At 43.8% G+C, this 26,126-nt stretch carries 30 protein-coding genes; 14 read left to right on the top strand and 16 right to left on the bottom strand.

Annotated features, from left to right (window positions below):
- Window positions 1–39: 39 nt before the first annotated feature.
- The 4 genes from DKT73_RS02115 (at window position 40) to DKT73_RS02100 (ending at window position 4,793) form a co-directional block, all read left to right on the top strand.
- Window positions 40–1,299: an aspartate aminotransferase family protein gene (locus DKT73_RS02115; protein ID WP_111636930.1), complete on the top strand. Its 1,260-nt coding sequence runs from the start codon at window positions 40–42 to the stop codon at window positions 1,297–1,299.
- Window positions 1,296–2,573: an ectoine hydrolase gene (doeA, locus tag DKT73_RS02110; protein WP_111636929.1), complete on the top strand. Its 1,278-nt coding sequence runs from the start codon at window positions 1,296–1,298 to the stop codon at window positions 2,571–2,573. The genes DKT73_RS02115 and doeA overlap by 4 nt, the downstream gene beginning before the upstream one ends.
- 12 nt (window positions 2,574–2,585) lie before the next feature.
- Window positions 2,586–3,947, top strand: coding sequence for an NAD-dependent succinate-semialdehyde dehydrogenase (locus DKT73_RS02105; protein WP_111636928.1), 1,362 nt, complete (start codon window positions 2,586–2,588; stop codon window positions 3,945–3,947).
- A 99-nt stretch (window positions 3,948–4,046) separates the two neighbouring features.
- Window positions 4,047–4,793: an AAA family ATPase gene (locus DKT73_RS02100; RefSeq protein WP_232827758.1), complete on the top strand. Its 747-nt coding sequence runs from the start codon at window positions 4,047–4,049 to the stop codon at window positions 4,791–4,793.
- A 157-nt stretch (window positions 4,794–4,950) separates the two neighbouring features.
- On the opposite strand, the gene DKT73_RS02095 is transcribed toward DKT73_RS02100, so the two are convergent.
- Complete coding sequence (locus DKT73_RS02095) at window positions 4,951–5,508, bottom strand: CBS domain-containing protein (protein WP_111636926.1); 558 nt, start codon at window positions 5,506–5,508, stop codon at window positions 4,951–4,953.
- A gap of 279 nt (window positions 5,509–5,787) precedes the next feature.
- Between DKT73_RS02095 and DKT73_RS02090 the strand changes: the two genes are divergently transcribed.
- The 5 genes from DKT73_RS02090 (at window position 5,788) to DKT73_RS02070 (ending at window position 9,535) form a co-directional block, all read left to right on the top strand.
- Complete coding sequence (locus tag DKT73_RS02090; protein WP_111636925.1) at window positions 5,788–7,131, top strand: alpha/beta fold hydrolase; 1,344 nt, start codon at window positions 5,788–5,790, stop codon at window positions 7,129–7,131.
- Between the two features lie 98 nt (window positions 7,132–7,229).
- Window positions 7,230–7,763 (top strand): glutathione peroxidase, encoded by a 534-nt coding sequence (locus DKT73_RS02085; RefSeq protein WP_111636924.1) that lies wholly within the window; start codon window positions 7,230–7,232, stop codon window positions 7,761–7,763.
- Between the two features lie 151 nt (window positions 7,764–7,914).
- Entirely contained in the window at window positions 7,915–8,637 is a 723-nt protein-coding gene (gene arsH / locus DKT73_RS02080) for an arsenical resistance protein ArsH (protein WP_111636923.1), read from the top strand.
- An 8-nt stretch (window positions 8,638–8,645) separates the two neighbouring features.
- Window positions 8,646–8,870 carry a thioredoxin domain-containing protein gene (locus tag DKT73_RS02075; protein WP_232827757.1) on the top strand — a complete coding sequence of 75 codons (225 nt, stop codon included), beginning with the start codon at window positions 8,646–8,648 and terminating at the stop codon, window positions 8,868–8,870.
- Window positions 8,867–9,535, top strand: coding sequence for an NADPH-dependent FMN reductase (locus tag DKT73_RS02070; protein WP_111636922.1), 669 nt, complete (start codon window positions 8,867–8,869; stop codon window positions 9,533–9,535). The genes DKT73_RS02075 and DKT73_RS02070 overlap by 4 nt, the downstream gene beginning before the upstream one ends.
- Here DKT73_RS02070 and DKT73_RS02065 read toward each other — a convergent pair.
- The 5 genes from DKT73_RS02065 to DKT73_RS02045 all read right to left on the bottom strand — a co-directional run bounded on the left by DKT73_RS02065 (window position 9,527) and on the right by DKT73_RS02045 (window position 14,482).
- Window positions 9,527–10,282, bottom strand: coding sequence for a hypothetical protein (locus DKT73_RS02065; protein ID WP_111637173.1), 756 nt, complete (start codon window positions 10,280–10,282; stop codon window positions 9,527–9,529). The two genes, DKT73_RS02070 and DKT73_RS02065, sit on opposite strands and share 9 nt — an antisense overlap.
- A 52-nt stretch (window positions 10,283–10,334) precedes the next feature.
- Window positions 10,335–11,108, bottom strand: a complete 774-nt coding sequence (locus tag DKT73_RS02060; RefSeq protein ID WP_157959141.1) for a helix-turn-helix domain-containing protein — start codon at window positions 11,106–11,108, stop codon at window positions 10,335–10,337.
- A gap of 38 nt (window positions 11,109–11,146) precedes the next feature.
- A complete protein-coding gene (locus DKT73_RS02055; RefSeq protein WP_111636920.1) occupies window positions 11,147–11,602 on the bottom strand; it encodes a carboxymuconolactone decarboxylase family protein in 456 nt (151 codons plus the stop codon).
- Window positions 11,603–11,761: 159 nt separating this feature from the next.
- A complete protein-coding gene (locus DKT73_RS02050) occupies window positions 11,762–13,081 on the bottom strand; it encodes a YjiH family protein (RefSeq protein ID WP_111636919.1) in 1,320 nt (439 codons plus the stop codon).
- Between the two features lie 276 nt (window positions 13,082–13,357).
- On the bottom strand, window positions 13,358–14,482 hold the full coding sequence (locus DKT73_RS02045; RefSeq protein ID WP_111636918.1) for a tRNA-queuosine alpha-mannosyltransferase domain-containing protein: 1,125 nt from the start codon (window positions 14,480–14,482) through the stop codon (window positions 13,358–13,360).
- A gap of 104 nt (window positions 14,483–14,586) precedes the next feature.
- On the opposite strand from DKT73_RS02045, the gene DKT73_RS02040 reads away from it, so the two are divergent.
- Window positions 14,587–15,330: a dienelactone hydrolase family protein gene (locus tag DKT73_RS02040; RefSeq protein WP_111636917.1), complete on the top strand. Its 744-nt coding sequence runs from the start codon at window positions 14,587–14,589 to the stop codon at window positions 15,328–15,330.
- Window positions 15,331–15,377: 47 nt separating this feature from the next.
- Here the strand turns inward: DKT73_RS02040 and DKT73_RS02035 are convergent, their stop codons facing one another.
- Entirely contained in the window at window positions 15,378–15,932 is a 555-nt protein-coding gene (locus tag DKT73_RS02035) for a YaeQ family protein (RefSeq protein ID WP_111636916.1), read from the bottom strand.
- 466 nt (window positions 15,933–16,398) lie between these two features.
- On the opposite strand from DKT73_RS02035, the gene DKT73_RS02030 reads away from it, so the two are divergent.
- Complete coding sequence (locus DKT73_RS02030; RefSeq protein ID WP_111636915.1) at window positions 16,399–16,614, top strand: DUF1127 domain-containing protein; 216 nt, start codon at window positions 16,399–16,401, stop codon at window positions 16,612–16,614.
- Between the two features lie 273 nt (window positions 16,615–16,887).
- Here DKT73_RS02030 and DKT73_RS02025 read toward each other — a convergent pair whose 3' ends face one another.
- Window positions 16,888–17,088 (bottom strand): helix-turn-helix domain-containing protein, encoded by a 201-nt coding sequence (locus tag DKT73_RS02025; RefSeq protein ID WP_111636914.1) that lies wholly within the window; start codon window positions 17,086–17,088, stop codon window positions 16,888–16,890.
- 84 nt (window positions 17,089–17,172) lie between these two features.
- On the opposite strand from DKT73_RS02025, the gene DKT73_RS02020 reads away from it, so the two are divergent.
- The gene (locus DKT73_RS02020; protein WP_111636913.1) at window positions 17,173–17,820 is read left to right on the top strand and encodes a LexA family protein; all 648 of its coding nucleotides are present in this window, start codon (window positions 17,173–17,175) and stop codon (window positions 17,818–17,820) included.
- A 136-nt stretch (window positions 17,821–17,956) separates the two neighbouring features.
- Window positions 17,957–18,169, top strand: coding sequence for a carbon storage regulator CsrA (gene csrA / locus DKT73_RS02015; protein WP_111636912.1), 213 nt, complete (start codon window positions 17,957–17,959; stop codon window positions 18,167–18,169).
- Between the two features lie 96 nt (window positions 18,170–18,265).
- Here the strand turns inward: csrA and DKT73_RS02010 are convergent, their stop codons facing one another.
- Window positions 18,266–18,901: an SDR family oxidoreductase gene (locus DKT73_RS02010; RefSeq protein WP_111636911.1), complete on the bottom strand. Its 636-nt coding sequence runs from the start codon at window positions 18,899–18,901 to the stop codon at window positions 18,266–18,268.
- A 292-nt stretch (window positions 18,902–19,193) separates the two neighbouring features.
- Between DKT73_RS02010 and DKT73_RS02005 the strand changes: the two genes are divergently transcribed.
- The gene (locus DKT73_RS02005; RefSeq protein ID WP_111636910.1) at window positions 19,194–20,042 is read left to right on the top strand and encodes an endonuclease I family protein; all 849 of its coding nucleotides are present in this window, start codon (window positions 19,194–19,196) and stop codon (window positions 20,040–20,042) included.
- A gap of 64 nt (window positions 20,043–20,106) precedes the next feature.
- Here DKT73_RS02005 and DKT73_RS02000 read toward each other — a convergent pair whose 3' ends face one another.
- The 7 genes from DKT73_RS02000 to DKT73_RS01970 form a co-directional block, all read right to left on the bottom strand.
- Entirely contained in the window at window positions 20,107–20,610 is a 504-nt protein-coding gene (locus tag DKT73_RS02000) for a GNAT family N-acetyltransferase (RefSeq protein WP_157959140.1), read from the bottom strand.
- Window positions 20,573–20,884 (bottom strand): type II toxin-antitoxin system TacA family antitoxin, encoded by a 312-nt coding sequence (locus DKT73_RS01995; protein WP_111636908.1) that lies wholly within the window; start codon window positions 20,882–20,884, stop codon window positions 20,573–20,575. Before DKT73_RS01995 ends, DKT73_RS02000 begins: the two co-directional genes overlap by 38 nt.
- A 172-nt stretch (window positions 20,885–21,056) precedes the next feature.
- On the bottom strand, window positions 21,057–21,257 hold the full coding sequence (locus DKT73_RS01990) for a hypothetical protein (protein WP_111636907.1): 201 nt from the start codon (window positions 21,255–21,257) through the stop codon (window positions 21,057–21,059).
- A 164-nt stretch (window positions 21,258–21,421) separates the two neighbouring features.
- On the bottom strand, window positions 21,422–22,393 hold the full coding sequence (locus DKT73_RS01985; protein ID WP_111636906.1) for a transposase: 972 nt from the start codon (window positions 22,391–22,393) through the stop codon (window positions 21,422–21,424).
- 82 nt (window positions 22,394–22,475) lie between these two features.
- Entirely contained in the window at window positions 22,476–22,760 is a 285-nt protein-coding gene (locus DKT73_RS01980; protein ID WP_232827756.1) for a Rha family transcriptional regulator, read from the bottom strand.
- A gap of 282 nt (window positions 22,761–23,042) precedes the next feature.
- Complete coding sequence (locus tag DKT73_RS01975) at window positions 23,043–24,194, bottom strand: hypothetical protein (protein WP_111636905.1); 1,152 nt, start codon at window positions 24,192–24,194, stop codon at window positions 23,043–23,045.
- Window positions 24,187–25,995 carry a DNA cytosine methyltransferase gene (locus DKT73_RS01970; protein ID WP_111636904.1) on the bottom strand — a complete coding sequence of 603 codons (1,809 nt, stop codon included), beginning with the start codon at window positions 25,993–25,995 and terminating at the stop codon, window positions 24,187–24,189. The genes DKT73_RS01975 and DKT73_RS01970 overlap by 8 nt, the downstream gene beginning before the upstream one ends.
- Window positions 25,996–26,126 lie beyond the last annotated feature (131 nt).

The following is a 26,126-nucleotide window of genomic DNA, read 5'->3' as shown; positions in this document are numbered from 1 at the left end:
AACCAACAACCTATAACAAAAAGGTTGATAGGAGACGTTATGACTATTTTCGAACAACGAGAATCCAATATTCGAGCCTACGCTCGCACGTACCCAACGGTTTTTGTTACGGCAAAAAACGCTCGCCAAACGGATGAAAGTGGCAAGGAATACATTGATTTTTTCGCTGGCGCTGGAGTGCTGAACTTTGGGCACAATAATCCCTACATGAAAGAAGCCATGATCGATTACCTGCAAAAAGATGGCGTTCTGCACAGCTTGGACATGCAAACCCAAGCCAAAGCCAATTTTATGCAGAAATTTACCGATGTGATTTTAAAACCTCGCAACATGCCCCATCGCATGCAGTTTATGGGGCCCACTGGCACCAACGCCGTTGAGGCCGCGATGAAGCTGGCACGTAACGCCACAGGCCGTCACAACATTGTCGCCTTTAGCCAAGGCTTTCACGGCATGACATTAGGGGCGTTAGCCGCAACGGCCAACGAATATTTCCGTCAAGCGTCTGGCGTGCCTTTGCTGCATGTAAGCCACGAGTTGTTCGATCAAGAACACGATCATGAATCGGCTCTTGCGGCATTAGATGCTTTAGGGCACCAATACCGTGACCCTTCAAGCGGCATCAAACCACCAGCGGCCTTTATGGTCGAAACCATCCAAGCGGAAGGCGGTGTTAACGTCGCTAGCAAAGAGTGGATGCAGAAGCTGGAAAAACTCGCAAAAGAGTTTGGCTCTGTACTGATTGTCGATGACATTCAAGTGGGCTGCGGCCGCACTGGCTCGTATTTCAGCTTTGATGACATGGGCATCAATCCAGACATCATTACTTTAGCCAAAGGGGTTGGTGGCGCGGGTACGCCAATGGCAATGAATTTGGTGCACCCTGATTTAGACAAACATTGGTCACCAGGCGAACACACTGGGACCTTCCGTGGACAGAATTTATCCTTCGTCGCCGGTGAAGTGGCTTTAAGCTACTTTGAAGACGACAAGCTAATGTCTGAAGTCTCAGAAAAAGTAAATACCGTTCGCCATGCTTTAGAACCCTTAGTGAGCGAACACAGCGCCAAAGAACTGCGTGGCAAAGGCTTGATTCTCGGCCTAGACATGGGCAGCGGTGACCTAGCCGCCAAAGTAGTACAACGCTGCTTTAAAAACGGCTTGATGCTGGGCGCGTGTGGTAGCGGTGGTCGAGTATTGAAGATCATTCCACCACTGACCATACCGGATGCAGACCTGATCGAAGGTTTGGATATTCTAAAAGATGCCGTACGTTTTGTAATGGAGGAAGCCGCATGATTGAACGGGACGATATGACGTTTACTTTCGCTGAATATCAGCGCCGATTAGCCGAGTTGCGCGCTCGCATTGCTGAGCGTCGTTTGGACGCGGTAGTGGTGACTGATCCTGAAAACATCACTTACCTAACCGATTACCAAACCACAGGCTATTCTTTTTTTCAGGCGCTGGTGATCCCGCTCGAAAAAGAGCCCTTCATGATCACGCGAGCCTTAGAAGAGTCCAATATTTTTGCTCGCACTTGGGTCGAATTAACTCGTCCTTACCCAGACACAGGCGATGCGATTCAAATGCTAGTGGATGCCCTACGCGAATTTGGTTTGGCAGACAAACGCATTGGTTACGAGCGCAACAGCTACTTCTTCCCAGCGTACCAACAGGATTGCATCCATACTACCTTGAAGAACGCTAAGCTGATGGATTGCTTCGGTATCGTCGAAGAAGGTCGAATCTGTAAGTCGCAAGAGGAAATCGCCATCATGCGTCGTGCCGCCCTCGCAACCGAAGCTGGTATGAAGGCGGGCATTGAGATTTGTCGTCCAGGCATTACAGAAAATGAAATCGGCGCTGAAATCGCCGCGGCCATGTTTCGTGCAGGCGGAGAGACACCCGCCGTCATGCCTTACGTCACCTCTGGCCCACGTACCATGATTGGTCACGCCACTTTTGAAGGTCGTACGGTACAACCCAACGAGCATGTCTTCTTAGAGGTGGGCGGTTGTTATCGCCGTTATCACACTGCCATGATGCGCACCGTGATTCTGGGCGAATTATCCGATGCTATGTATCAGTCACAAGAAGTCATGAAGCGCGCGCTCAATGAAATCCACCGCGTGGTACAACCCGGCATGACGGTATCGGACGTGGACAACATGGTGCGCAATATCATTATGGACAACCAAGTGGGTGCGAGTTTGATTACCCGATCTGGCTATTCCATTGGTATCGCCTTCCCGCCAAGTTGGGACGAAGGTTATATCATCAGCTTAAAACAAGGTAATTCAGCGGTGCTCAAACCGGGTATGACCTTCCATATGATTCCGTGGATGTGGGGCATTGAAGGCAACAAAACTTGCGGTATTTCAGACACTATTGAGATCACCGAAGACGGCTGTCGCTCTTTCTTTAGTATGGATCGGGACTTCACAGTGAAATCCGCCGTTGCAATTCCTCAGGAAAAACAATGCATCGATTTGTCTGGCACCGTACCAATAAAAGAGGACACGAAGAAAACCAAATCAAATCCTAAGCAAACCGAGAAAGCAGCCAGCTAATACGAGGTGATTATGCTAGAAACCATTAATCCAACCACTGGGCAAGCCTTGCCTGCCAGCCCGTCACTCAGTTTAGAGCAGGCACACACTACCATCAATCAGGTGGCGAAGGGCTTCAGCGAATGGAAAGCCAAAAGCTTTGCTAAACGAACCGCGGTGTTAAAAGCCGTGGCAACGACATTGCGAGAAAATAAAAGCGAACTGGCCAATTTAATGGCATTGGAAATGGGCAAGCCGATAAAAGAGGGTCTGGCCGAAGTAGAGAAAAGCGCCTGGTGCGCCGATTATTACGCAGAAAGCGGTGCTAAGTTTTTAGCGTCAGAATCGCTGGAATCCGACGCTAGCCACAGTTATGTGCAATACCCTCCTCTCGGCACAGTATTGGGCATATTGCCTTGGAATGCGCCTGTTTGGTTAGCATTGCGCTTTCTGGCACCCGCGTTAATGGCGGGCAATACTTGTGTACTCAAGGCAGATCCTAATGTGCCAGCTACGGCCCACAAATTGGTCGAATGTTTTCACCAAGCAGGCGTGCCAGAAAACGTGGTCGCCAATTTGCCAGTACCAAACTCGGTGGCCAGTAAAATGATCGACCACCCAAAAGTCAAAGCCGTGTCTTTTACTGGTTCCAGTAAAGCGGGACAGGCGATTGCCTCGCAAGCGGCCTCAGGCTTAAAGCCTGCGGTATTGGAACTGGGCGGTTCTGATCCTTGCATCCTAATGGCCGATGCCGATTTGGAGAAAGCGCTCGATATTATTACCCTATCGCGCATGATCAACGCAGGGCAATCTTGTATTGCGGTGAAGCGCTTGTTTGTTGAAAAATCCATTTACAACGAAGTTTGTGAAGCGCTGCGAGAACGCTTTAGCAAACTCAAGTGTGGCGATCCAAGGGACGAAAGCAATAATCTCGGCCCATTGGCTCGGGAAGACTTGCGAGATCAACTGCATCGCCAAGTATCAGAAAGCATCGACGCCGGTGCTCGCTGTTTAACCGGAGGCGATTTGCCTTCTCGCTCGGGGTTCTTTTATCCACCGACATTATTGGTCGATGTAAAACCCGGCATGACCGTGTTTGAAGAAGAAACCTTTGGCCCTGTGCTGAGCGTGACGCCGATTGATACGATTGATCAAGCGCTAGAACTGGCAAACAACACTGAATACGGCTTAGGCGCCAGCATTTGGACCAGCAGCCAAGTGGCCATAGATCGAGCCATTGAGACACTGGAATCTGGGCAAATTGCTGTCAATGGCATTGTAAAAAGCGACCCTAGATTACCATCAGGCGGCATTGGTAAATCCGGCTATGGTCGTGAACTTGGTCCGCAAGGCATACGCGAATTTGTTAACGTCCAGCAGATTTGGATTGCTTAGCGCTATATTGCTATTATGTTTAAAACTCATCAAAAGAGCCTTCCTTGAGGCTCTTTTTGTATGTGAACAACGCCCTAACAAGTAGCAAGAGTAATGAGCATGGAACCGCTGCCATATTTAAAAACCATCGAACTTAAACGAGTTTTAATCGACTCTTTTGACGTTTATCCTTTCTCTATCCCTGCGGTAAAGGAATTGGATTTTATTGAATTCGATAAAGCAGTGACGATTTTTGTTGGGGAAAACGGCAGTGGCAAATCCACCTTGCTCGAAGCTATTGCAGTGAGTCTGGGATTCAACGCAGAAGGTGGAACCAAAAATTTCAACTTCGGCACGCGCACTACTCATTCGGATCTCCATAGCTACCTTCGCCTTTCAAAATCCTTTAAACGCTACCGAGATGGCTTTTTTCTTCGAGCGGAAAGCTTCTATAACGTTGCCACCAATATTGATGAATTGGATGAAGACCCCGCCCCTGCGCCGTTTATTAAAGACAGCTATGGTGGAAAATCGCTGCATCAGCAATCCCATGGCGAATCCTTTCTAGCGCTTATGTTGAAACGCTTTGGCGGAAACGGACTTTATCTACTTGACGAGCCGGAAGCCGCGCTTTCACCGACAAGACAATTGGCAGTATTGAGTCGAATGCACCAACTGATAAACCAACAATCTCAATTCATTATCGCGACACATTCACCGATTCTAATGGCGTATCCTGGAGCGAAAATTTACCAAATCGATAAAACAGGCATTTACCCAGTCAAATACGAAGACACCGAACACTACGGAGTGACCAAAGCCTTCTTAAACAACCCTGAGCCAATGTTAAAAGAGCTGTTTTCCTAGGAAGGAGGCCGATCGAGCTTTGTATGTAAATGCTGTTGAAGATGCTATCAAAAGATCAATTATATGAAGGGTATAAAACCAAACAGCCTCTTATTGCCTATGAGTCGTAGGCAATAAGAGGCTATGAAAGTGCCAGACAAAACGTCTTGTTTGAATTTTAAAGTGTCGCGGTAAATACTTTAGAAAAGCTGGTTTTTTCTTGAATATCGATATTTAGGCGCAGTCTACGAGAGATATCACTGGCAGAGAAGATACCACGAATCTTGTGATTTTCACGGTCAAGCACAAGACAGTGACGCTCACCGTTGTTTTGAAGCGCGGTGATTACGTCAGAAATGGTGGCTTTAGAAATATCTTGCCAGTCCAACGCTTTTAGATTCTTTTTAGGCGTCATCAAGTCAGCGACAACAATTTCAGCTCGCTCCAATCCTTCCGATACTTTTTGAACAATTTTGCGCTCAATAATGTCGTCAGAACTCACAACGCCAATAAAATGCTCTTTTTCGTCAACAACAAATTTCAGTCTCACATGCTCTTTCTGCATTAGTTCTTTGACTTTTAATACGGGTGAAGTGGACTCAACCACCAGAGGTTTATTATTTTGAAAATCCGTAAAAAAAAGCAGTGCTGAAGAATCGATAGTCAGATCGTAGTTTTCTTCAGGCCACGCCAATTCATCAATGTTGGTTGTTGGGTAAAAATCAAGTTTCTTCATATAAAGGCACTCCGTAGCGCTGTTTTGTCATAAATGTAAAGTGGAATGTGTCTCTCCATGATCATATCTAATCATTTTGCATAGAGTAATAAGTTGGTACTAAAAATAACAATTACAAGTCTAGGGATAACACTAAACCAGATTCTACGTTATTTTTCGGCTGGCGCCACCAGAACACAAGAAACCAAGCAGCTTACCAACAAACAATTCGAACGCCCGTGTCTACTAATGCTAAAGTGGCAGGCAATCTCTATCGCTATTGAACAATAACGGGGCAATATGAACACAGCACAGCAGCAATACAAGATGAAAGGCATGCTTATTACCGAGTACGAGTTGGAGGTTCCGTTGGATTGGCGTCCCTTTAACAACAGCCCTAACAAGAGCCCTAATAACAGCCCAGATAACAGCCCAATGATTACCTTGTTTGCTCGTGAGGTGGTAGACGTAAACCGCGCCGATGATGAGCTGCCTTTGTTGCTGTTTTTACAAGGTGGCCCTGGTGGCAAGTCCCCTCGCCCAATGCCGGGTTCGCCTTCTTGGATGGCGGAAGCCTTAAAAACGCACCGTGTCATTTTAATCGATCAACGTGGTACAGGTCGTAGCAGTCGGATCGATACTAAGCTGATCAGTCAATTGTCTGCCGAAGAAGGCCGTGATTATCTACTAAAATTCCGCGCTGACAGCATAGTGGCCGATTGCGAGCATTTACGCAAAACCGTGTATGGCGGACGTTTATTTGAAACCCTAGGACAAAGCTACGGTGGCTTTATCACGCTGACGTATTTGTCCCAAGCACCAGAAGGCCTAGCAGCGTGTTACGTGACAGGCGGATTAGCAGGACTGGAAGAATCAGCACAAGAGGTGTACCAGTTAACGTACCAACGGGTGATCGAGAAAAACCAAGACTATTATGCGCGCTATCCAGAAGACGCCAAGGTCATGGCGAAGATCGCACAATGCTTAACTGACGACAAAGTGCTTTTACCTGATGGCGATCAACTTACGTTAGAGCGATTCCAAAGCATCGGTATTTTGCTGGGCATGGGACCGGGGATTGATCAACTGCATTGGTTGGTCGATGAAGCCTTTGCGGGCAGTGACAAAACGCGCCTTAGCGATGTATTTTTAGAACAAGTGATGAACCATACCAGCTACCATGAAGGACCACTTTTCGCCGTCATCCATGAAAGCATTTATGGTCAAGCAAACAAAAAAACAGGCTGGGCAGCCCAACAACTGCGTGAACAGTTCGACGAGTTTGATGCGTCCCATTCGCCACTCATGCTAACGGGCGAAATGATCTACCCATGGATGTTCGAACAGATTAGTTCGCTGCGCCCTTTTGCTGGTGCTGCACATGCCCTTGCCGACTATAAAGATTATGCGCCCTTGTACGATCTAGAGAAGCTGGCACAAAACAAAGTGCCTGTGGTAGCAGCGGTGTATCACAACGACATGTACGTGCCCCGTGAATTGTCTTTAAAAACCGCTAGACAAGTCGCCAACACACAAGTTTGGCTGACCAACAGTTACGAACACGATGGTGTGCGTCAATCACCAGAAGTGTTCTGCAAACTACGCGAGTTACTGTTAGATCAAGGTGGTCCGTTAAAAGCCTAACAATAAATCGGCCCTTAGGTTGTGCATTTTTTCCGCATTATAGACGACCGTAAACCGCTAAGATCTTAACATTGAACACAAATTAATAAGGAGTTCTTATGAGTCACCCACTGAATCTAAGCGTAAATGACATACAAGGCAAACAGGTTGATTTGTCCACTTACCAAGGCAAAACGGTTTTGGTCGTGAATGTTGCCTCTAAGTGCGGATTAACGCCTCAGTACGAAGGTCTTGAAGCTTTGTACAAGAAATACCACGAACAAGGCTTAGAGATTCTTGGTTTTCCAGCAAACGATTTCGCGGGACAAGAACCTGGCAGCGATGAAGAAATTCAACAATTCTGCAGCCTAACTTACGATGTGACCTTCCCTATGTTCAGTAAAATTGTTGTCACCGGTGAGAATAAACACCCACTGTACAAAAATCTGATTGAAGCGGCACCTGTTACACCCAATCGCGACGCCATGGTGAACATGCTAGCGGGACATAAAATCGAAGCAACCAAGGCACCTGAAGTGGTGTGGAATTTTGAGAAATTCTTGATCACCAAAAATGGCAAAGTAGAACGTTTCTCTCCTGATGTAACACCGAAAGACGACGCGCTTGTTGCTGTCATTGAAGCCGACCTGTAATCCATACATGGCACATGCTCGATTTGCCAAAAGAACAATGCCAGCATTTGTATGCTGGCATTTTTTATGGTGAGGCCCAGAAAGAACCGCTTGAATATATGGATAATAAATATATGATTATCCATATATTTATTAACTGGCTGATTAAAGAATGACTCAAGACAACCGCAATGAACTACACAATATCGATTTCGCACAGTTAGAAACGCCAGACTTTCATCATTTTGCTTGCGCAACCTCTGCACACAAACCTCGTATTTTATTGCTGTATGGATCATTACGAGAGCGCTCATTCAGTCGTTTGGTGATCGAAGAGTGCGCTCGTATCCTTACGCATTTTGGTGCCGATGTAAAAATCTTTAATCCTGAGGGATTACCTCAAACCGACAGCGGTGATGACAAACACCCAAAAGTAATCGAACTACGAGAACTCATGGTGTGGTCAGAGGGGCAAGTATGGTGCTCACCTGAACGCCACGGTTCCATGACCAGTGTTTTCAAAAGCCAAATTGATTGGGTGCCCTTAAGCATTGGCAGTGTGCGACCGACTCAAGGGAAAACGCTTGCTGTTATGCAAGTTTGTGGCGGCTCGCAATCGTTTAACGTTGTCAATCAACTGCGTATTCTTGGCCGTTGGATGCGCATGTTTACCATTGCTAATCAATCTTCTGTGGCCAAAGCATTTTTAGAATTTGACGACAATAACCGCATGAAACCCTCGCCTTATTACAATCGCATCGTGGATGTAATGGAAGAACTCATGAAGTTCACGCTTTTACTAAGAGACAATACAAACTACCTAGTCGATCGTTATTCTGAGCGTGTTGAATCAGCCGAACAACTAAGTCAACGCGTCAATCAATCTTCAATATAGGAGTCACTGTGATTGTCATTCATCACAGCCCAGATTGCGGTACTTCCCGCAATGTGCTCGACATCATTATGGACGCGGGCTATCAGCCAGTTATCATCGATTACCAAAAAGAAGGCTGGACGAGAGCGCAGCTATTAGCATTATTTGCCACTGCGGATTTAACGCCTAAAACCGCCCTAAGGGTTAGCAAGTCTCCTGCTGAATCATTGGGCTTACTAAAGGAGAGGACATGAAGGTATTGGTATTTTTAGGCAGCGTTCGGGACAGCACACCACCGTCTCCTGCAAGACTTGGCGAACGTGTTGCCAGAGCTTGCGTCAGCTACCTTGAAGAGCATTTTTCTGATTTAACCGTTGAATTAATTGACCCACTACACTACCCACTAGAGACGATTTTTAAACCGCATTTTTCTTATCACCAAAGTAAAGTACCAACAGGACTCGATAACCTAGCGACTAAAATCGCTCAAGCCGACGCTTATGTGATGGTTAGTCCAGAATACAACCACTCCATGAGTCCAGCATTAGCGAATTTACTCAACCACTTTGGCGCATCGCTGTTTTCATACAAACCCAGCGCCATTGTTACCTATTCTGCGGGTCAATGGGGTGGCGCTCGCGCCGCTGTAAACATGCGAACTTTTTTGGCAGAGCTCGGTTGTTTGTCGGTATCCGCCATGATACACATCCCCAAAGCCCAAACGGTTTTCCAGCAAGATGGCGATTATTTACAGGACAAAGAACACTGGCAGGATTATTTGGGGCGCACATTTAATCAGTTATGGTGGTGGGCGGCCGCGACAAAACAACAGCGCGAAGCCGTTGACCCGCGTACATTAGTGAAAGATTTGAAACGAGATCCCTCACAGCGCAATGCTCCAAACACGTCATCAAGCTGATTGCTTAATTTCTCTAGCCACTGACAAGCGTCGCAGTGTTTTCATGCGGCGCCACTTCTTGCCATTCAGTTTTTTATAAATCCACAGACAACCAACATCGAAACCAAAGTAAAACACGCTGATACCGCTGGGTGGATTACTACTAGGAATAAAGGCAACCTCGTCGAACCAAATAGCAGGCCACACCCAACATTGGTAGTAGGTTCCAAGTAATTCTAAATACGCCACCATGAAAAACATGATGAGAAAAAACACGGCATTTTCGGGTGTCTTTTTCAAAAGGAAAAGAATGCCCAACATACACAGAAAGCCAAACACGTCTTTATCAAACACCAACCATAGGCTTGAATAGACAATCATGCCCCAATACAGAATAAACACCACCCGCGCTTTATTGTGCTGGATAATCTTCTCTTTTTGGATGTAAAACACCGCAGCGTAGACAAGGCTATGACCTAAAGGAACATAAATCGGTACGTTTTCAAGACGGTATTCGTACATACCCAAAAGAAGAGAAAACACCACTTCACCAAGCAATGCCAAGACAACGCCATACAGCATCAGCTTTTTGATCTTAGCGGTGACGCGTGAATACACCCAAGCAAAGCCCCCCAACACTAAAGCATTGGTCATCCACTGGTTAAAGTGAGCTTGCTCAGCCACGGTTTTGCTGTCGAGAAAAAGCCCCAGCCATAACACCAGCAATACGGGAAGGTAAATAGAGGTAAATTGAAGTTTTGAATTCATGTTTGAATCATAAGGAAACATGGCGAATGGCACCACTAAAAATACGCACTGCTTATGTTAATAGCTTACGATTAATATAACGCTTTGGGGTAATACCCGCGATTAACTGGCACTCACGTGTCATATGCGCTTGATCAGAAAAGCCGTACTCGATAGCGAGTTCAGCCAATCTCCCATGATTTTCTTCATTTTTTAAAGCCAACAAAACGGCTCGCACTCTTCTCAACCGTTGGAAATATTTTGGCGACATACTCAAACGACGTTGAAACTGTCGCTCTATTTGACGCTGACTAAGTGGGAGCGCATCTAATAAATCGACCCTAGAAGATTGCTGCAACAACTCTACCGCTTTCAGTACAGGATCATGACTGTCCGTCATGCTAGCAGTCCTTTGATTAAAAGACTTCTCTAACAAATCTATACGCTTTTGAATGCTCGTACCGTCTTTTAATTGCATCAACAAAGATTGAATAAATTCAGACTCTTCTAGTGAATCGGTCATGTCTTGTTGTTTTGCCAATTTTGTTTGAAATAAGCGCCCCATTCCGGGCTGAAAACGCACACCAACTAAATCCGTTCCTGATGGCAAATGAATGAGATGAGCATGTTGATTCGTTGGTTGGAACATCACTGGATCTTGGAATGCTTGCTGGTCGATTAACACTGGCACCCCAAGATTAAACAAGATGCCACTACCAGCATCCGCAACCAAACGGCGAGTCACACCTTGTTGATCCATTGGGATTTGAGCTGACCAAATAGCCTGTACCCATAGAGAAAGTGGCCCTTGAGGAAAATGGATATCAAACAACAAGGGCGACAGCATATTCATCCTCTAACTTACTGTGAGTGGAGACGGCTTATTTAGCGAAAACTGCCAACCTCAGGCTTAAAGACTTTTACCATTCGATTCCAACTCGAAATAGCATTTATTGCAATGGTTAAATAGGTTAATCCAGATTCACCGAAACTGGCCAACATTTCTTCATAATGAGCATCATCTACAGAATGGCCTGCTACAAGATGCTCTACCCAGGCCAAAGCTTGACGCTCTTGCTCTGAAAATAGTGGAGAATCTTGCCATGCACTTAAAGCAATGATTCGCTCGTGCGTTTCCCCCATTTCGAGAGCTTGTGTACTGTGCATATCCAAACAAAAAGCACACTGGTTTATTTGTGATGCACGAAGCTTCACTAGCTCTAAAATCGTCTTACCTAAACTGGGTATCTGTGCGAATTGCTTGCCTAAGATGTCTTCTTGCTTCAGTAAAAGCTCAAATGCTTGTGGTGCAGCAGCATAATAGTTAATGCGTTTTAACATAAGGAAATCTCCAAAAAATACATTTGAAGCTCAATCCTAACGACCGAAAGCCTGTATTAATTGAAGAAATTCGACATTCTGAAAAAAGAATAAAACACACTAGATTGAGGCAACATCATCAATTTAGCGTGTTTTATTTCGCTTTATCCGTTAAGTGTTTTACTTAACAAATTGTTCTGCCCAAAACGCCACTGGCGAAGCGATTAGAATGGTCAAAGCGACTCGTTGATACCAAACAATCAGCATTTGCTTGATGCTCAACGGGATCTCGGTCGACAAAATACACGGAATCGACGCAGAGAAGAAAAGTATCGACGAGATAGACACCACGCCAACCACAAACTTCACGACAAAGACGCTTTTCGCGGCGATCAAAGCCGGTAAGAACATTTCCGCTAGCCCTGTCGCCGACGCCGTCGCCACCATCATGGGATCAGGTAATTGTGCAATCCACGCAAAGGGGTAGAACAAGTAACCAATCCACTCAAATACTGGCGTGTATTTCGCCAATAGCAAGCCACACAAACCCACAGACATAATAGAAGGCAATATACTCATCGCCATGAGCATGCCCTCTTTGATATTTTGTAGGATACTACGAGCAATCGGCGTGGCATTGTTCGCCACTTCCAGCCCTTCTAAAGCCGCCTGTTTAAAACGAGAGTGCTGGAATTTTTCCACTTCTCGACTCTCGGCTGTGTCGTCCATTTTGCTCAGCGGGAAAAGTCGCACTGTAATCGCTGTCACCACAAAGGTAATCAGCAAGGTTGCCCAGAAAAAGATATTCCAAACCTCCATCAACCCCAGTGTTTTCGCGACAATTACCATAAATGTCGCTGATACGGTGGAAAAGCCTGTGGCAATAATCGCGGCTTCTTTGGCAGAATATTGACCGGATTTGTATACTCGATTGGTAATCAGCAGCCCAATAGAATAGCTGCCGACAAAAGACGCCACCGCATCAATCGCAGACTTACCCGGCGTTTTAAACAATGGTTTCATGATTGGCTGTAAAAGTACGCCTGCAAACTCAAGCAAACCATAGCCAATCAAAAACGCCAAAAACACCGCACCAATAGGGACAATCAGGCCAACTGGCACCACCAATTTACTGAATAAGAATGGCAACATGTCTTTTTCTAACAAAAAAGCCGGTCCAACGGAGAAAAACGCCATCACCGCTGTCACCACACCTAAAACCTTAAAAACAGACAACACCGTTTGTGTTTTGCTAGCACGCCAGCCGCCCGAAATAAAAGGATACGCACCACCCGCCAACACCACCAAAATGGCGTAGACCTCGGCCATTTGACCAAAATCGTTTCGTAACCAAGACACGATATGATCGAGTGGTATGGTTTCTTTTCCACCGACACTGATCGGGATAAAAAAGACAAAAATACCAATACAACTGTACGCAATGAGCTTAAGCAGAGACAAGGGAGACACAACACCGGATTTAGAATCGTTTGCATTCATGTGATACTTCCTAAAAGAAGGTTATTAATACCAAGAGAAAAGCAACAAACATACCAACATGTATATACATATAAAAATACGTCAATCTCGCTAATTTCCGTTTGGAACTAATATTCAATTATTGTTATTTTTACCATCAGGCATCAGAGAATCGCACATAATTAGCGCAAAATAAACAAGGGTGCGCTAATTTAATTCACTCGTCACTTTAACGGTCACTAAAGAATAAACACTTAAAAAGAGGGAAATAAAAATAGTTGTCTATACATAACAGGACTAAGAGCGATATCGCTCAACCAACTGATCGTAGTGTTTGAGCAATACCTCAGACTGGTAGTGGGTCACTGTGGGAGCTTTCACACCATTTGCCACAATAGATTGAATCAAATCCACAGCTTTCGCCGCTTCCTGCTGAATGTCCATTAAATCACTTGAGTAAAGGTATCGATCACCAAACAGCTCCGGATAAACCTGTCGATCTGGCAACACTGGCACACAACCCAAGGCAACCGCTTCTAATACCGCTAGACCTTGAAATTCATGCAAAGCGGTCGATAACACTATGTCTGACGACGCCAGAAAACGCAGGTAATCCTCCCTGCTCGGTGCAAAGCCAAACTGTGTCATTCGATGGGAAAACTGGGCTTGGATTTGATCAAATTCTTTTGGTACAGAACGAAATTGCTCGCCAAGAATAGCAATCTCATAGTCCAGTTCGCGACGTTCTAACGCCTCTAAAATAGCTAATAACCTGTCTGGCCCTTTGTCAAACTCCCAACGTGCGGACCAAACCAACTTGATTCGCTCCGGGGCTTCTCTATTCCCCTTCTCTTCTGACGCTAAATGCGCTTCCACTAAAGACTCAACCGAAGTGGGGATATCTAAAGGAACAGGAAGCACTTGGGCTTTTTCTTCCGTGTTATTTAGCCAATCTGGCGAGACATAATCCGGCAGTTTCTTCAACAAGGCCCGAGCACCAGCAAAAAAACTGCTCTTATTAAACTGACTATTGAACACACAAGCGTTTGCAGCCAACGCGCTGTACATAGTCACCATCTGCATTTCAATCAGCCCCTGTTGTTTATCACTGGCAGGATAAGCAAACTGATTTTCGTGAAAATACAACAACCAAGGAATCGTCTGTAAATGAGGGCAAAAGGCTTTCAGGCCCACACAATCTGTCATCGACGTGGCGATGACTAAGTCATAGGATTGATCCAGTATGGGTTTGAATTGCGGATCAAACGCAAAACTCATCGCATTGCCACGAATCCGCCACGCAAAATGCCGAGCTGGCAAAGACAAATAACGCCATTCGTGTTGATCCAACCCCTTCATCAAGGTATTTGCCCATGCTTTATGGCTGCTGGCTTCATAGGCACTGATCAGTAAAATTCGCACGCTTCTTTTTCTCGCTTGTCTCTTTAAATTTTGCGGTTACGGCTGGCTCATCTAGGTTGGGTCGAATATCATGTAGGAAAGTAACGCATCCTTTGAGGAAAACCATGATCATTCAACGCCACGATGAAGATATTAATACGCCAACGGGCACCATGCGCTGCACCGTGTATCGCCCTAAAGCAGACGGCCGCTTTCCTTGTATCTTCTTCTATTCTGAGATTTTCCAACAAACTGCGCCGATTGCGCGCTCTGCTGCTATTATGGCGGGCCATGGATTTATTGTAATTGTCCCAGAAGTGTTTCACGAACTGAATCCAATCGGCACCGTATTGGGCTACGACGACGAAGGCAAAGACAAGGGCAATGCGGACAAATTCACCAAAACGCTGGAAGCACACGACAGCGACACCCTTGCTATGCTGGAACACTTCGAACAGCAAGCTTATTGCACAGGACAATTCGGCTCCATGGGCGTTTGTTTGGGTGGACACCTAGCTTACCGCGCCGCCCTAAACCCTCGTATTCAGGCATCTTTTTGCTTATACGCCACGGACATCCATTCGAATACCATTCCTTGCCACGAAGGCAATGACTCTTTCACTCGCACCAAAGAGATTCAAGGGGAATTAGTCATGGTGTGGGGCAAACAAGACCCGCACGTTTCCACTGAAGGACGCCAGAAAATTTACCAGCAATTAATCAATACTGACCGCCTATTCACTTGGCATGAATTCAACGGCCAACATGCGTTTATGCGCGACGAAGGCGATCGTTACGACCCAGCCCTCGCTCTAGAGTGCTACAACAAAGCCGTTGCATTATTTCAACGAACTTTGCATAAAGCCTAACCGTATTTAACCATAATACTTAGGCTCAATGAGAAAACGAGGTGAGCTTATTGCTCGCCTCGCCACATTGGTGACATCGCGCATTCACCTAGCTCACTAGAAATCCACATATCACCGTCTTGAATCGTGACATTCAATTGCATGGATCGCGTGCAAATCTTCGCCAAGGCTTCCACTTGTGCCTCAGGAAAACGCAACACACGCATGTTCTCAAAACGGCTATTTTTGCCTTTATTTTGTTCCCACCAAATATCTGACTTGTCGTTGTAATTAACAATAATCACTTGCTGGGCACGACCGCACGCTTTGCGCAAGCGTTTCTCGTCAGGCTGACCCAACTCAACCCACAATAAAATTTCGTCCGAGTAATTTTTTTGCCAAAGATCAGGCTCGTCTTCGGTACTGATGCCTTTACTGAAACTCAACTGCTCGCTGCCTTCTTTCTCATCAGCCAATAGAGCAAACGCCGCCAAACGCACCATCATGCGCTCTTCCGTTTCAGAAGGATGTAATGCCAAGGTCAATTCATAACTTTGGTAATGGTTTCGATCCATATCGGATACTTGAACCGATGCTTTATAAATTGTTGCTTTCGTTGCCATGAGGTCACTTACTACATTTGTTAACTACAAGAAGATCAAGAAAAATCGCGACGAATTGTACAGCAAAAAACGCCGCTAATACCGCACCAAACAGACTGTTTTTCTCTCCTTATAAAAGTATTTATTGAGCCCAAAAAAAGAATCGTTATTTCGATATAAGTGATTGACATAAGACTTAAAAAAGGGCTCAATGAAAAAGCTCACTAATGAGCAAAAATTACACAATGCATTACGCAATTAAGACAACTCAAAGTTAAGGAGAAGCACAATGACTATTTACACGCTACATCATTCTACTTCCTCCATCGCGACTCGCGCTAATAATCGAGTACGTAACACTTTGTCCACGCGTTCAATGCCTGTGTAATACACCATTGACCGCGGAATTTACGCGGTCACCTCTGTAAGAAACACCCCGTAAGTTCCGCCAAAACACACTATTAAATGTTAATTTTGGAGAAAACTTATGAGCATCATCGCCCTATTCAACGCTGCTAAAGACTATTTCGAGGCTCGTCGTACCAACCAAGCCTTTCGTCAGCTTGATGATCACTACTTAAAAGACATCGGCTTCTACCGCGACAACGGACATATTCGCCCACTGGCTGGCAAAAAAGATTTGGACATTGAAGTAAAAGGCCACGTTCAAATACCACCGGGCGAACAACCGAGCGACGGGTGACGAGAACGTCACCTTAGAAAGAATCTAAGGTGACGGTAAACCACTCGGCTGGATAGCCAAAACGCCTTTTACTCTCTGGCAGTAAAAGGCGTTTTTTTATGGTCTTTAGCCACTTTGTGTCCACTATTTTCACCTAGCCTTTTTTCGCCTAGACTTTTGTTAACCGTCCCATGATTCGTCAACAAAGTAATGATATGCCTCCCTCCTCTAGACGCTATTTACTAAAAGCTACTTACTAAAAACTATTTATTAAAAGACCGTTACGCTTAGACACTATTTGCGTTCATGATCTTTAAGCAAATCACTTTCAGTGACTTGTCCATTGGTGGCTTGTGCAATACGCCGAATGTACTTGGCTGGCGAACGCTTGTGTACGTGTAGCCAATTCCAAACATGGGCTTGTTTCACGCCCAATAAATTGGCGAGCGCTGTTTGACTTCCTACAATCTCGACGGCTCTAGCGATGGCTGACATATAACCTCCTTAACAACCTTTACTGTATCTAATGACAGTTTTTATTGTTTGTCAAATACAGATAAAGTTGTAATCATTCTGTTTATGAGTATTGCAGATCGCGTTAAACAAAAAAGAACCTTATTTAGACTGACTCAAGCGGAGTTAGCGAAGCGTGTCGGCATTACGCAGCAGTCTCTGCAAAAAATTGAAGACGGCAGAACACAAAATCCTCGAAAACTGCTTAACTTAGCAAAAGCGCTAGGTTGCAGCCCTGAATGGTTACAACTTGGAACCACCACAGAAATCAGAGAAAGCAGCTCACACTACCATAATGAGAGCGCACCGCATGCGTCATTGAGCACACACCAAAGACCCATCCTCAGCGCCTTTCAAGCCGCACAATGGCCTAACCATTCCCTGGACCTTGAGCAGCAAACCTATTTAGACACGCCACCAGACACCTCCCCCTCGGCATTTTGGTTTAAAGTGATTGGGGACAGCATGACATCTACCTCCGGAATCAGCATACCCGAGGGCTATTTCATTCTGGTTGAGCCAGATTTAACCGCTAAAAATGGCGATTTGGTTGTTGTAAAACTGGCCAACAGCACCGAAGTAACCTTCAAGAAATGGGTCGTAGACGTTGGTCAGACTTACCTAAAGCCTTTAAACTCTGACTATCGAGCCATTGAAGTCTCTCAAGACTTGGCTATCATTGGTGTCGTAACACAAGCGCGTCTCTTGTTTTAAACAATTTACAAAAGAAACACGACAAGCTAACGTGAATAAATATCTTATTAAAAAATAAAAACAACATTAACTGTTGACGAACAGACAATATAAACTGTATTTTGACTGTGTCGATAACAATCAAAGGATAGAAATTATGTTAATTCTCACTCGACGCCCTGGTGAAACCATTCATATCGGGGACGACACGGAAGTCACCATCCTAGGAATACAAGGCAGCCAAGTCCGAGTCGGCATTAAAGCGCCAAAGAAAGTAAGCGTACACCGCGAAGAAATCTACCAGCGTATTAGAGCCGCCGAGTCACAAGAAAATGATCAAGATCAGAACGGCAAATCACAACCCGCCTAACCTGTTCAGAAACGCCTATGATCTAAAGTAGCCGCCCCAACCAGAGCACAACGCTTAGATTGGGGCGCACTTCAGCGCACAATGCCTGCCATTTATTTAGACAAGTACGTTATCCACATCGTACGTACCATTGAACAGCTCAAAGATTTTGCCATTTAAATTATCCTTACTCAGAATAAATAAAACGGACTTCGCCACATCCGCCCGTGGAATCGCCATTTCTTCTCGGGTATTAGGTCGTTTTATGGTGATTTTACCTTGACCTTCTGTGTTAGTTAAGGGACCGGGACGAACAATAGTGTAGGGAACACCGGATGCCATCAAATATTGATCTGCCATGTGTTTCGCCACTAAATAGGGCTTGATATCCGACTCGAGCGCTTCTGGGTCGTCTGCGCCAATGCTGCTTACCATAATAAATTTCTTCACATCGGCATCTTTCGCATAATCCACCGCTTTTTTAGCCGCCCACAGATCAATCAATAACGTTTTATCCGCGCCTGTTGAACCGCCAGAACCCGCAACAAAAATAACATTATCAATATCATCAAAAGCCTGACTAAAATCGCCTTCTAAATCCGCTTCAACAATATCTACATCACGATCACTAAGATGGTCTAACTTAGATTTATCTCTCACCAATGCGCGGGCATCTTCTTCTGTTTCTACAAGTGTCTTTGTGATCAACTGGCCAATTTGACCGCTGGCACCGATAATCAGCGTCTTACTCATAACTTGCCTCCTTTTCGTCTCAAGGAAGGTAATATGGCGACAAAACCACATCACCTTTTGAAGTGTTACCTATTACCATAAGGACAGGACGCTAGGATAAAACCCCAAACAGACAGCTTGCATATTTACTGGACATTCATTGCAATCATCACCATACAACGACCACCAACAATCCATCACACAACTCTCGTAGAACTCATACAATTACCCACAAAACACTGCACATCCAGACGCATTCCTGACAGCGAAGAGCCCTACAATCCAGCCGAATCTACTCCTCAGGAAATGGGCCATGCGTCGCTGTTTTTTTGTGTTGCTTATGTTGTTCTCGGTATGTGTATCAGCAAGTTACTACGATGGAACGCAAGGCCTTAGTGGCGATGCATTGAAATCCAAACTACACACTATAATAGACGGTCAAACGCCGCTTAAATATACTCAGAGCGGCAATACCGATTGGTATGATGGTCAGAATATTGACGTGTGGGAAGCACTGGTTTATACCGACTCGGCTTGCCCCGACGAGCAACCAAAATGCGGCCTAGTGCAAATGCTTTACCTTGATGACGTAAGGCACATTGACCAAGCAAACCGCGGCAAAAGCAATGACGACTCATGGGACAGAGAACACGTCTGGCCCAAGTCACGCGGTTTTGCCAAACAAAGCCAAGACGGCTACACCGACCTGCACCACTTGCGCCCTGCCGATAGAAACATAAACGGCGCGCACAGCAACTACGGCTACGCCATGGGCGGCAAACCTTTCTACGACACCCTAGGCGATGGCAGCAAAGTCTACAGCGGCACTTATGTGGACAAAGCCAATGAATCGTTTGAACCAACCGACCGCGCCAAAGGCCAAATCGCCCGCATGATCTTCTACATGGCCACACGTTACGAAATAGGCGACAACGCCTCACCGGAAAACATGCCAGACCTACGCATCGTCAAAGGCAACGAAAAACAAAGCGGCCAACCCACCATAGGAGACCTCTGCACGCTGGTAAAATGGAACCAAGACTTCCCCGTCACCGACTTTGAAAAACGCCGTAACGACAGAGTACAAGAGCTACAAGGCAACCGTAATCCGTTTATCGATCACCCTGAGTTTGTGGGTGTGATATGGGGAAGTAAATGCTAAAAATTCGCTTAAAAATTCAAGGTAATAGACCAAATACCATCTCGATTACCTTCCACAAATTAGGTTATTTTCGATCTTTGAAGAATTGCACAATGGAGCCGATCGGCATCCAAAGTTTGGAGGTGTGTTCTTCCCTTTGAAGGAAGATGAAGCCGCGATTCTGGTAAAATTTAACGAGATCATCGTCTTTAGCGTCAACAAATAGCCCTATGACGCCCATGTTCTCGTTTATCAGTATGGTTCGCCGCATTGCATCGACTACCATTATCTTGGCGATGCCCTGCCCTTGGTAGTCTTTATCCACGCCCATTCTGGCTAGTGTCACGCCGGGCAATGGGTTAGGGTATTTCTTGTAAAGTTTGTGAGGAACAGGAACTTTGACCTCAATATTGCTGAGCGAGTAGAAGCCCGCAATGTCTGTTTCATCGCTCCCTTCCAGAACAAACGTCCTAGATAGATTACGCTTTGCTGCACTGTTCGCAGATTCTTTTAAGAACTTGTTAATTCGTTCATTGCCACAATCGAATCGTTTACGATTGTGGCTTTCTTTTAAAGGTGACACTGCCATTTTCATAACCCTTTAGCGCTTCATAAGCGTCATCAAGATGTTGAATCTCTGGCGAATTGTCTAATGCTTCAAAAAATCGGTTAGCCCCTTCCATAGACAACGTTAGCAGCCTACTTCGCTCTACCACTTCCTTTGCCTTATCTAAGGCTGCATCAATCATAAACTGAGACATTGAAGCACCGGACAATTCCGCCGCATTAGTAATGATCTCTTGAACATCTTTTGGCGCTCGAGCAACGAGTCGCACATTTTCTTGTACATGAGATATAGTCATCGCTTTCTCCTTGGCTTACTCATAGTTCAGCCAAAATTTCTGTGTGTTTTCTGTTTCGTATCAACTCCTAAAATCGCTAAGTTACGGCTTTCATTTTCAAGCTATTCATTTTTATTACTCCTAGTTAGTTAAAGAAATTACAAAATAAGCAGAAGAATACCACTTGGTGCCATTATGGCACCAAAATCACAAATCTGTCAATATGACGCCATTCTGGCACCAATAATTCATCAAACAACCTCACTAGCCACCACAACACACCGATACCCTGCTTTGCTGTCGCCGCGTGCAGTGACTTTGTCGATGGACCATTCGATTTACGAGACACCCACATTAATTTACGAGACACCCACATTAAAAACCGCCACATCATACAAAACCACCTTCTTCACAGAAAGAATTTATATAAAAATTCATCTTTTATCGTTTCGTTAGGGCTAATTAACCACTAAAAAGCTGGTTATCGGGTTGTTAGACGAGTGAATTTTCTAATACATGATTAGTAAATAAAGAAAGTGTATGAATGGTGAAATTGACCTAGGCGAGTAATCGATTATGACTGGATCTTGGTTTTCTATTTAGTTTGTTTGAATCACAGTAATGAGCAATAGATTGTTCATCACCAACCACAGCACCAGTTCTTGCGCCAAATTCTGTCGCGATACAGAGCCAGTTTTCTGAGGATATATTGAGTCGTTGAAGAATCGGCAACAGTGACGCATCTATTGCGCCACGTTTGTCTTCTCGGATAATTCGCCCAGTCATATCAACCAATTCAAGATAGTCTGATAGTTCAAAAGGTAGACCATCTGGCATATTTTCTCTAGGGTTACCGACAAAAGGATAAAGCAATTTTGGTTGCTTTTGATGCCTTGCAGCGGCGACGCGTTTTTTAACGCTAGTGAACTCCGAGGTTTCGGGTGTTTGGCTAATTTTCGCTCTCAATGGATTTAGGTCAACATAGGCCATACAAGCCGCTAGCGCAGACTCATCAAGCAACGCTTGAGATTTGAAGCGCCCTTCCCAGAACCTTCCTGTGCAATTGTCTTCAAAATTCGCTTGGCGAGCAATAGGCTCATTCAGTTCTCTCATGAACCAACTAATACCCGTAAGCCGATTTCTAAAGGTTTCGGCTGAGGATTCCACCAATGTCATAGCATAATCAGGCAATGACTCGCCTCGCACAAACTGCTGAGTAAACAAGGTGCCTTTATGTAACTTATGCCATCTTTGCAAAACCTCTAATGTAGACCACTTCGCGGCTTTTTCTGCATTGATATGCAACACAACATGCAGATGATTACTCATTACCGCATACGCACAAACATCGATAGCAAAGACACTGGCTAAAAATAACAAACGCTTTTCAACCCAGCCACGGCGGTGCTCAAAGCTTTCACCAGAGACAGGATCTTCGCCACACAAAAACGCCCTACGAACACAGCGTGAAACACAGTGATAGTAAGGCGTATCTTGTAAACTAATTTGCTGACTTCTGGCCCTTGGCATGACGAAACCTCTCTTCCATAAGAAATGCACTGGTTAAATATACAGTATAGAGAGAAATCGTCAAGTTACGATGGGTGTCTTATTAATATTTTGCTTTTGCGCCGGTGAAGCCCATGGCCAAGAAGACGAAGCCGTCGCGGGTGATGCGATACATAGGGCGAGTCTTGTCTTGTTCATCTTTGTATTCGGCCAGCTCAAAATTGAGCGCGCTAAATTCATCGCTGCATTCAAGGCTTTCTATTTTGCGTAAAACGTTTCTGTGATGCTTGCCAAAACATTTGGCGAGATCGGTCGAGGTGGTTGTGATTTGGTCGTTGATGATTTGTACAACGGGTGCGTCATTGCTTGAGATAATGTCCATAGCCATGTTTGGCCTCCTGTGTATGAAGTTGACCACCTCGTGAGGTACTAATCTCAGTGAGGTGGTGGATCTAAATCAGGTTAGTACTACCGCCACAGGAACGGCCAACCCGAAGGTTGCCCAACAAAGACCCACCATAACAGGCAAATCTCGGCCACAAAAAAACACGCTCTGCGTGTTTTAGGCCGCTGTGTAAACGGGGTACTAATCCCGGCACTGGATTTTGCCAGTGCAAGGAGAATGTTAGATCAAGATTGGGGGCGGGTCAATGAAGTTAATGACTAATATTTAAGAGCCAAGTATGATTTTATTCCAAACCTCTCTATGTTCATGAGTTACATTATTATCACTACCAAGAAGATCAGTATATGCTTTATAAACATTTTGCGGCTCCTGAACCAGTCTCAAATAATATTGAATTGTTGGGAAAACACCGTTTACAATTACTTGGCAGCCAATTTTTTGTTTTAGTATTTTTAACTGAGAAATCTGCTCATCGCTAGGTTTACATTTTTCTGAAGTTGTCAAAATATAATATCGATCAAGTTGAAAAGGTGAAATCTTCTTGCCAGTATCTTGAATTAACTCTTTTGTTACTATAATTCCATGTTTAATTTCTAAAGCCTCAATTACTTTGTGTTCCTTATCCTCAAACTCAATATCACCAGCTGATCCAGTTTGAGAATCGGCTGCAGAATGCTCTTCAAGTTGTTTTAAATTTAAGGTTGCATACCGAGAAATTTCCTTTGAAACAAGCTGAAGCGTTGCGTATATAGCAAGAACAGGTAATCTAGAACCACCTTTTCCAGCGTACTTGTACATAATATGTTGCTTTAAGTGATCAACAATTGTTGTAATTTCATCTATATTAGGTGTCGCTAAATTAATAACTCGACCTTCTCTTAAAATAATTTGTTTATAAAACAAATATACAAAGAGGCTTTTTATTACATCTATTGACTGCTCTTGTGTTGCTTCATAGATTTCTAGAAATTCTGTCTTTACGTGTGCTATGTTTTCAACGTAGGATCTATTATATGGCTTAGGCCTTTCTAAAGTCCTTGTCTGCCATCCAGATTTTGCACCACTAAAATTCTTTAATGATAACCAAGGATAAATTACTTTTTCACTTAATCCTCTATGATTAAACCATTGTCTTTTAAGCAACGATTCTTCTTGAATTTGAGTCTGATGATACCTTACATCAAGTTCATTAAATGCTAATTTAATTGCTAGACCTGTAATAACGTTGTTAAAGGCAGCAGAAGCAGTTTCAGCTTTATCACATAAAACATCTACATAAGAAACTAGCCTTAAATCAATATCAGGGATATAATTATTTTTAGTATTATATATTTTTAAAGCTTCGACATATATTTCTTCAAGTTTTTTTTCAACACTTAATCTTAACCCATCTCCAATTTCTGATTTTTTACTCATTCATCAATTCCTTTGCTTTGAAATTCATCTGCTTCCTATTAGGCAATGTAAAAGGATAAGCAATCATGTATTGGTTTTTATCAATTGCTACATTTAGTTCTTTGCTTCTCAAGTCAAATCTAAATGCTCTAAGATATTCAACTAGATCAACAAAACTATCTATTTTAAAAATACTTGAAAACATTTTTGTCAAATGAGTTTTTTCGACAAAAGTTGAACAATTTTTGAAATCGGAACAATACTTCGCAAAAGAACAAATAGGATGATCAGAAAACTGATCAAAAGATTCAATGATAAAATCGGGATGAGGCTCAGTAAAGTGTCCGTAAATTTCAAAAAGCGAATGATAGTTGCTTGATTGAATAACAAAATCATCTATTGCGTTCCACATTGTCTGAATAGCGTGATCTGAATCACCAAATAGCTTCACATTTAAAGTAATTTCAAAATCTGAAAAAGATGAACTATTTACTGCCCCTAATTTCAGTGTCATTTTTGCAAAAAGCTTTCTAACCGAATCAGCCCTAACTTCAAGATTTACAACTCCATCACTATCTACAGTCGACACGACATTTTTTCTAGATTTTTTAAATGAGTGAGGAAATATTTCTTTTGAGTAATTGAACGCAATAAATTTATTTCTAATAAAAACTCTATTTTTTACAACAGACAAATGCATACTTTTTGTTTGCTGCGCTTTAATACCTTTTCTTTTATCAAAGGAAAGATTTTCTTTCAATGAAATTAATTCAAGTCCCTTTGTATCTTCACCTTTATCATCAAAAAGTTGTTTTTTAACAGAAAGAGCTAAAATATAAGCCATTTTAGGACTTACCGAATTTCCTATTTGCCTAATTTTTTCAGCTCTCTTTCCAGCAAGTTTGAAATCATCTGGAAAACCTTGTAGTCTTTTATACTCTGAAACAGAAAAATATCGATTATCCCAATGAAGTGGGCCGGTGTATTTACCAGGGCTTGCAATCAAAGTCTTTGTTGGATTGGATCTATCTGCTTTGTATAAAAAGTCTGAAAATCTTGAACGGTAGGCAAATATTGGATTAGGATACCCTCTCTTTTCCGTGAAATGAAGATAATTACTTCCTTCGGGAACTTCAGCTAATAAATGAGAATATTTACCACCAGTAAAAGAAAGATTAGTTATGTCTTCATCATGCTCAACTCCTTTTAGGGCTTCTTCTGCACCTATATGAGGAGTACCATTTTTCGAGTCGGGACCATGAGTAGGGCGAGGAAATTTAAAATCGAAGTCTTCATTATGACCAACAAGAATCAATCTTTCTCTATGTTGAGCTATTCCATAATCACACGCGTCTAATATCCTAAAGTCCAACTTATAGCCTATATCGCTAAAATATTTTTTTATATCCTCCCAATCTTTGCCTTTATTAGAGCTTAAAATACCTCGGACATTTTCAAAGAGAAAACCTTTAGGTTTTTTAGATTTTATTATTGCCCCATATGCTTGAAAAAGTGTTCCTCGATCATCTTGCTGACCTGCAGCACCACCAGCGCGTCTGCCAGAAGCTGAAAAAGTTTGGCATGGTGGTCCACCAATGATGAAATCTATATCATCAGGCAAATCATCTGGATCGATACTCCGAATATCACCTGAGAGTATCAATTTATCCTCAGTAAAATACTTACCCTTATTTAACTCAAGAGAATTACAAAACACTTCTTCCAATTCATTAGCAACCAAAATTTCAAAGTCTGCTTGATGAAAGCCTAAATCTAGCCCTCCGCAACCTGAAAAAAAACTTAAAGTACGAATTTTGTTCATTTTTTACTCTTACTTGTATCGGCGATGTAGCTATGTAAACTTCTAAAAACAGAAGTAAGATATCAACTATACAGCACCCTATAAGATCTCAATTAAAGCTACAGCTCTATTCTACTTATAGATTGGCTATG

This window comes from Marinomonas shanghaiensis, from assembly GCF_003259175.1.
Classification (GTDB): Bacteria; Pseudomonadota; Gammaproteobacteria; order Pseudomonadales; family Marinomonadaceae; genus Marinomonas; species Marinomonas shanghaiensis.
This window is presented reverse-complemented; position numbering and strand designations above follow the sequence as displayed.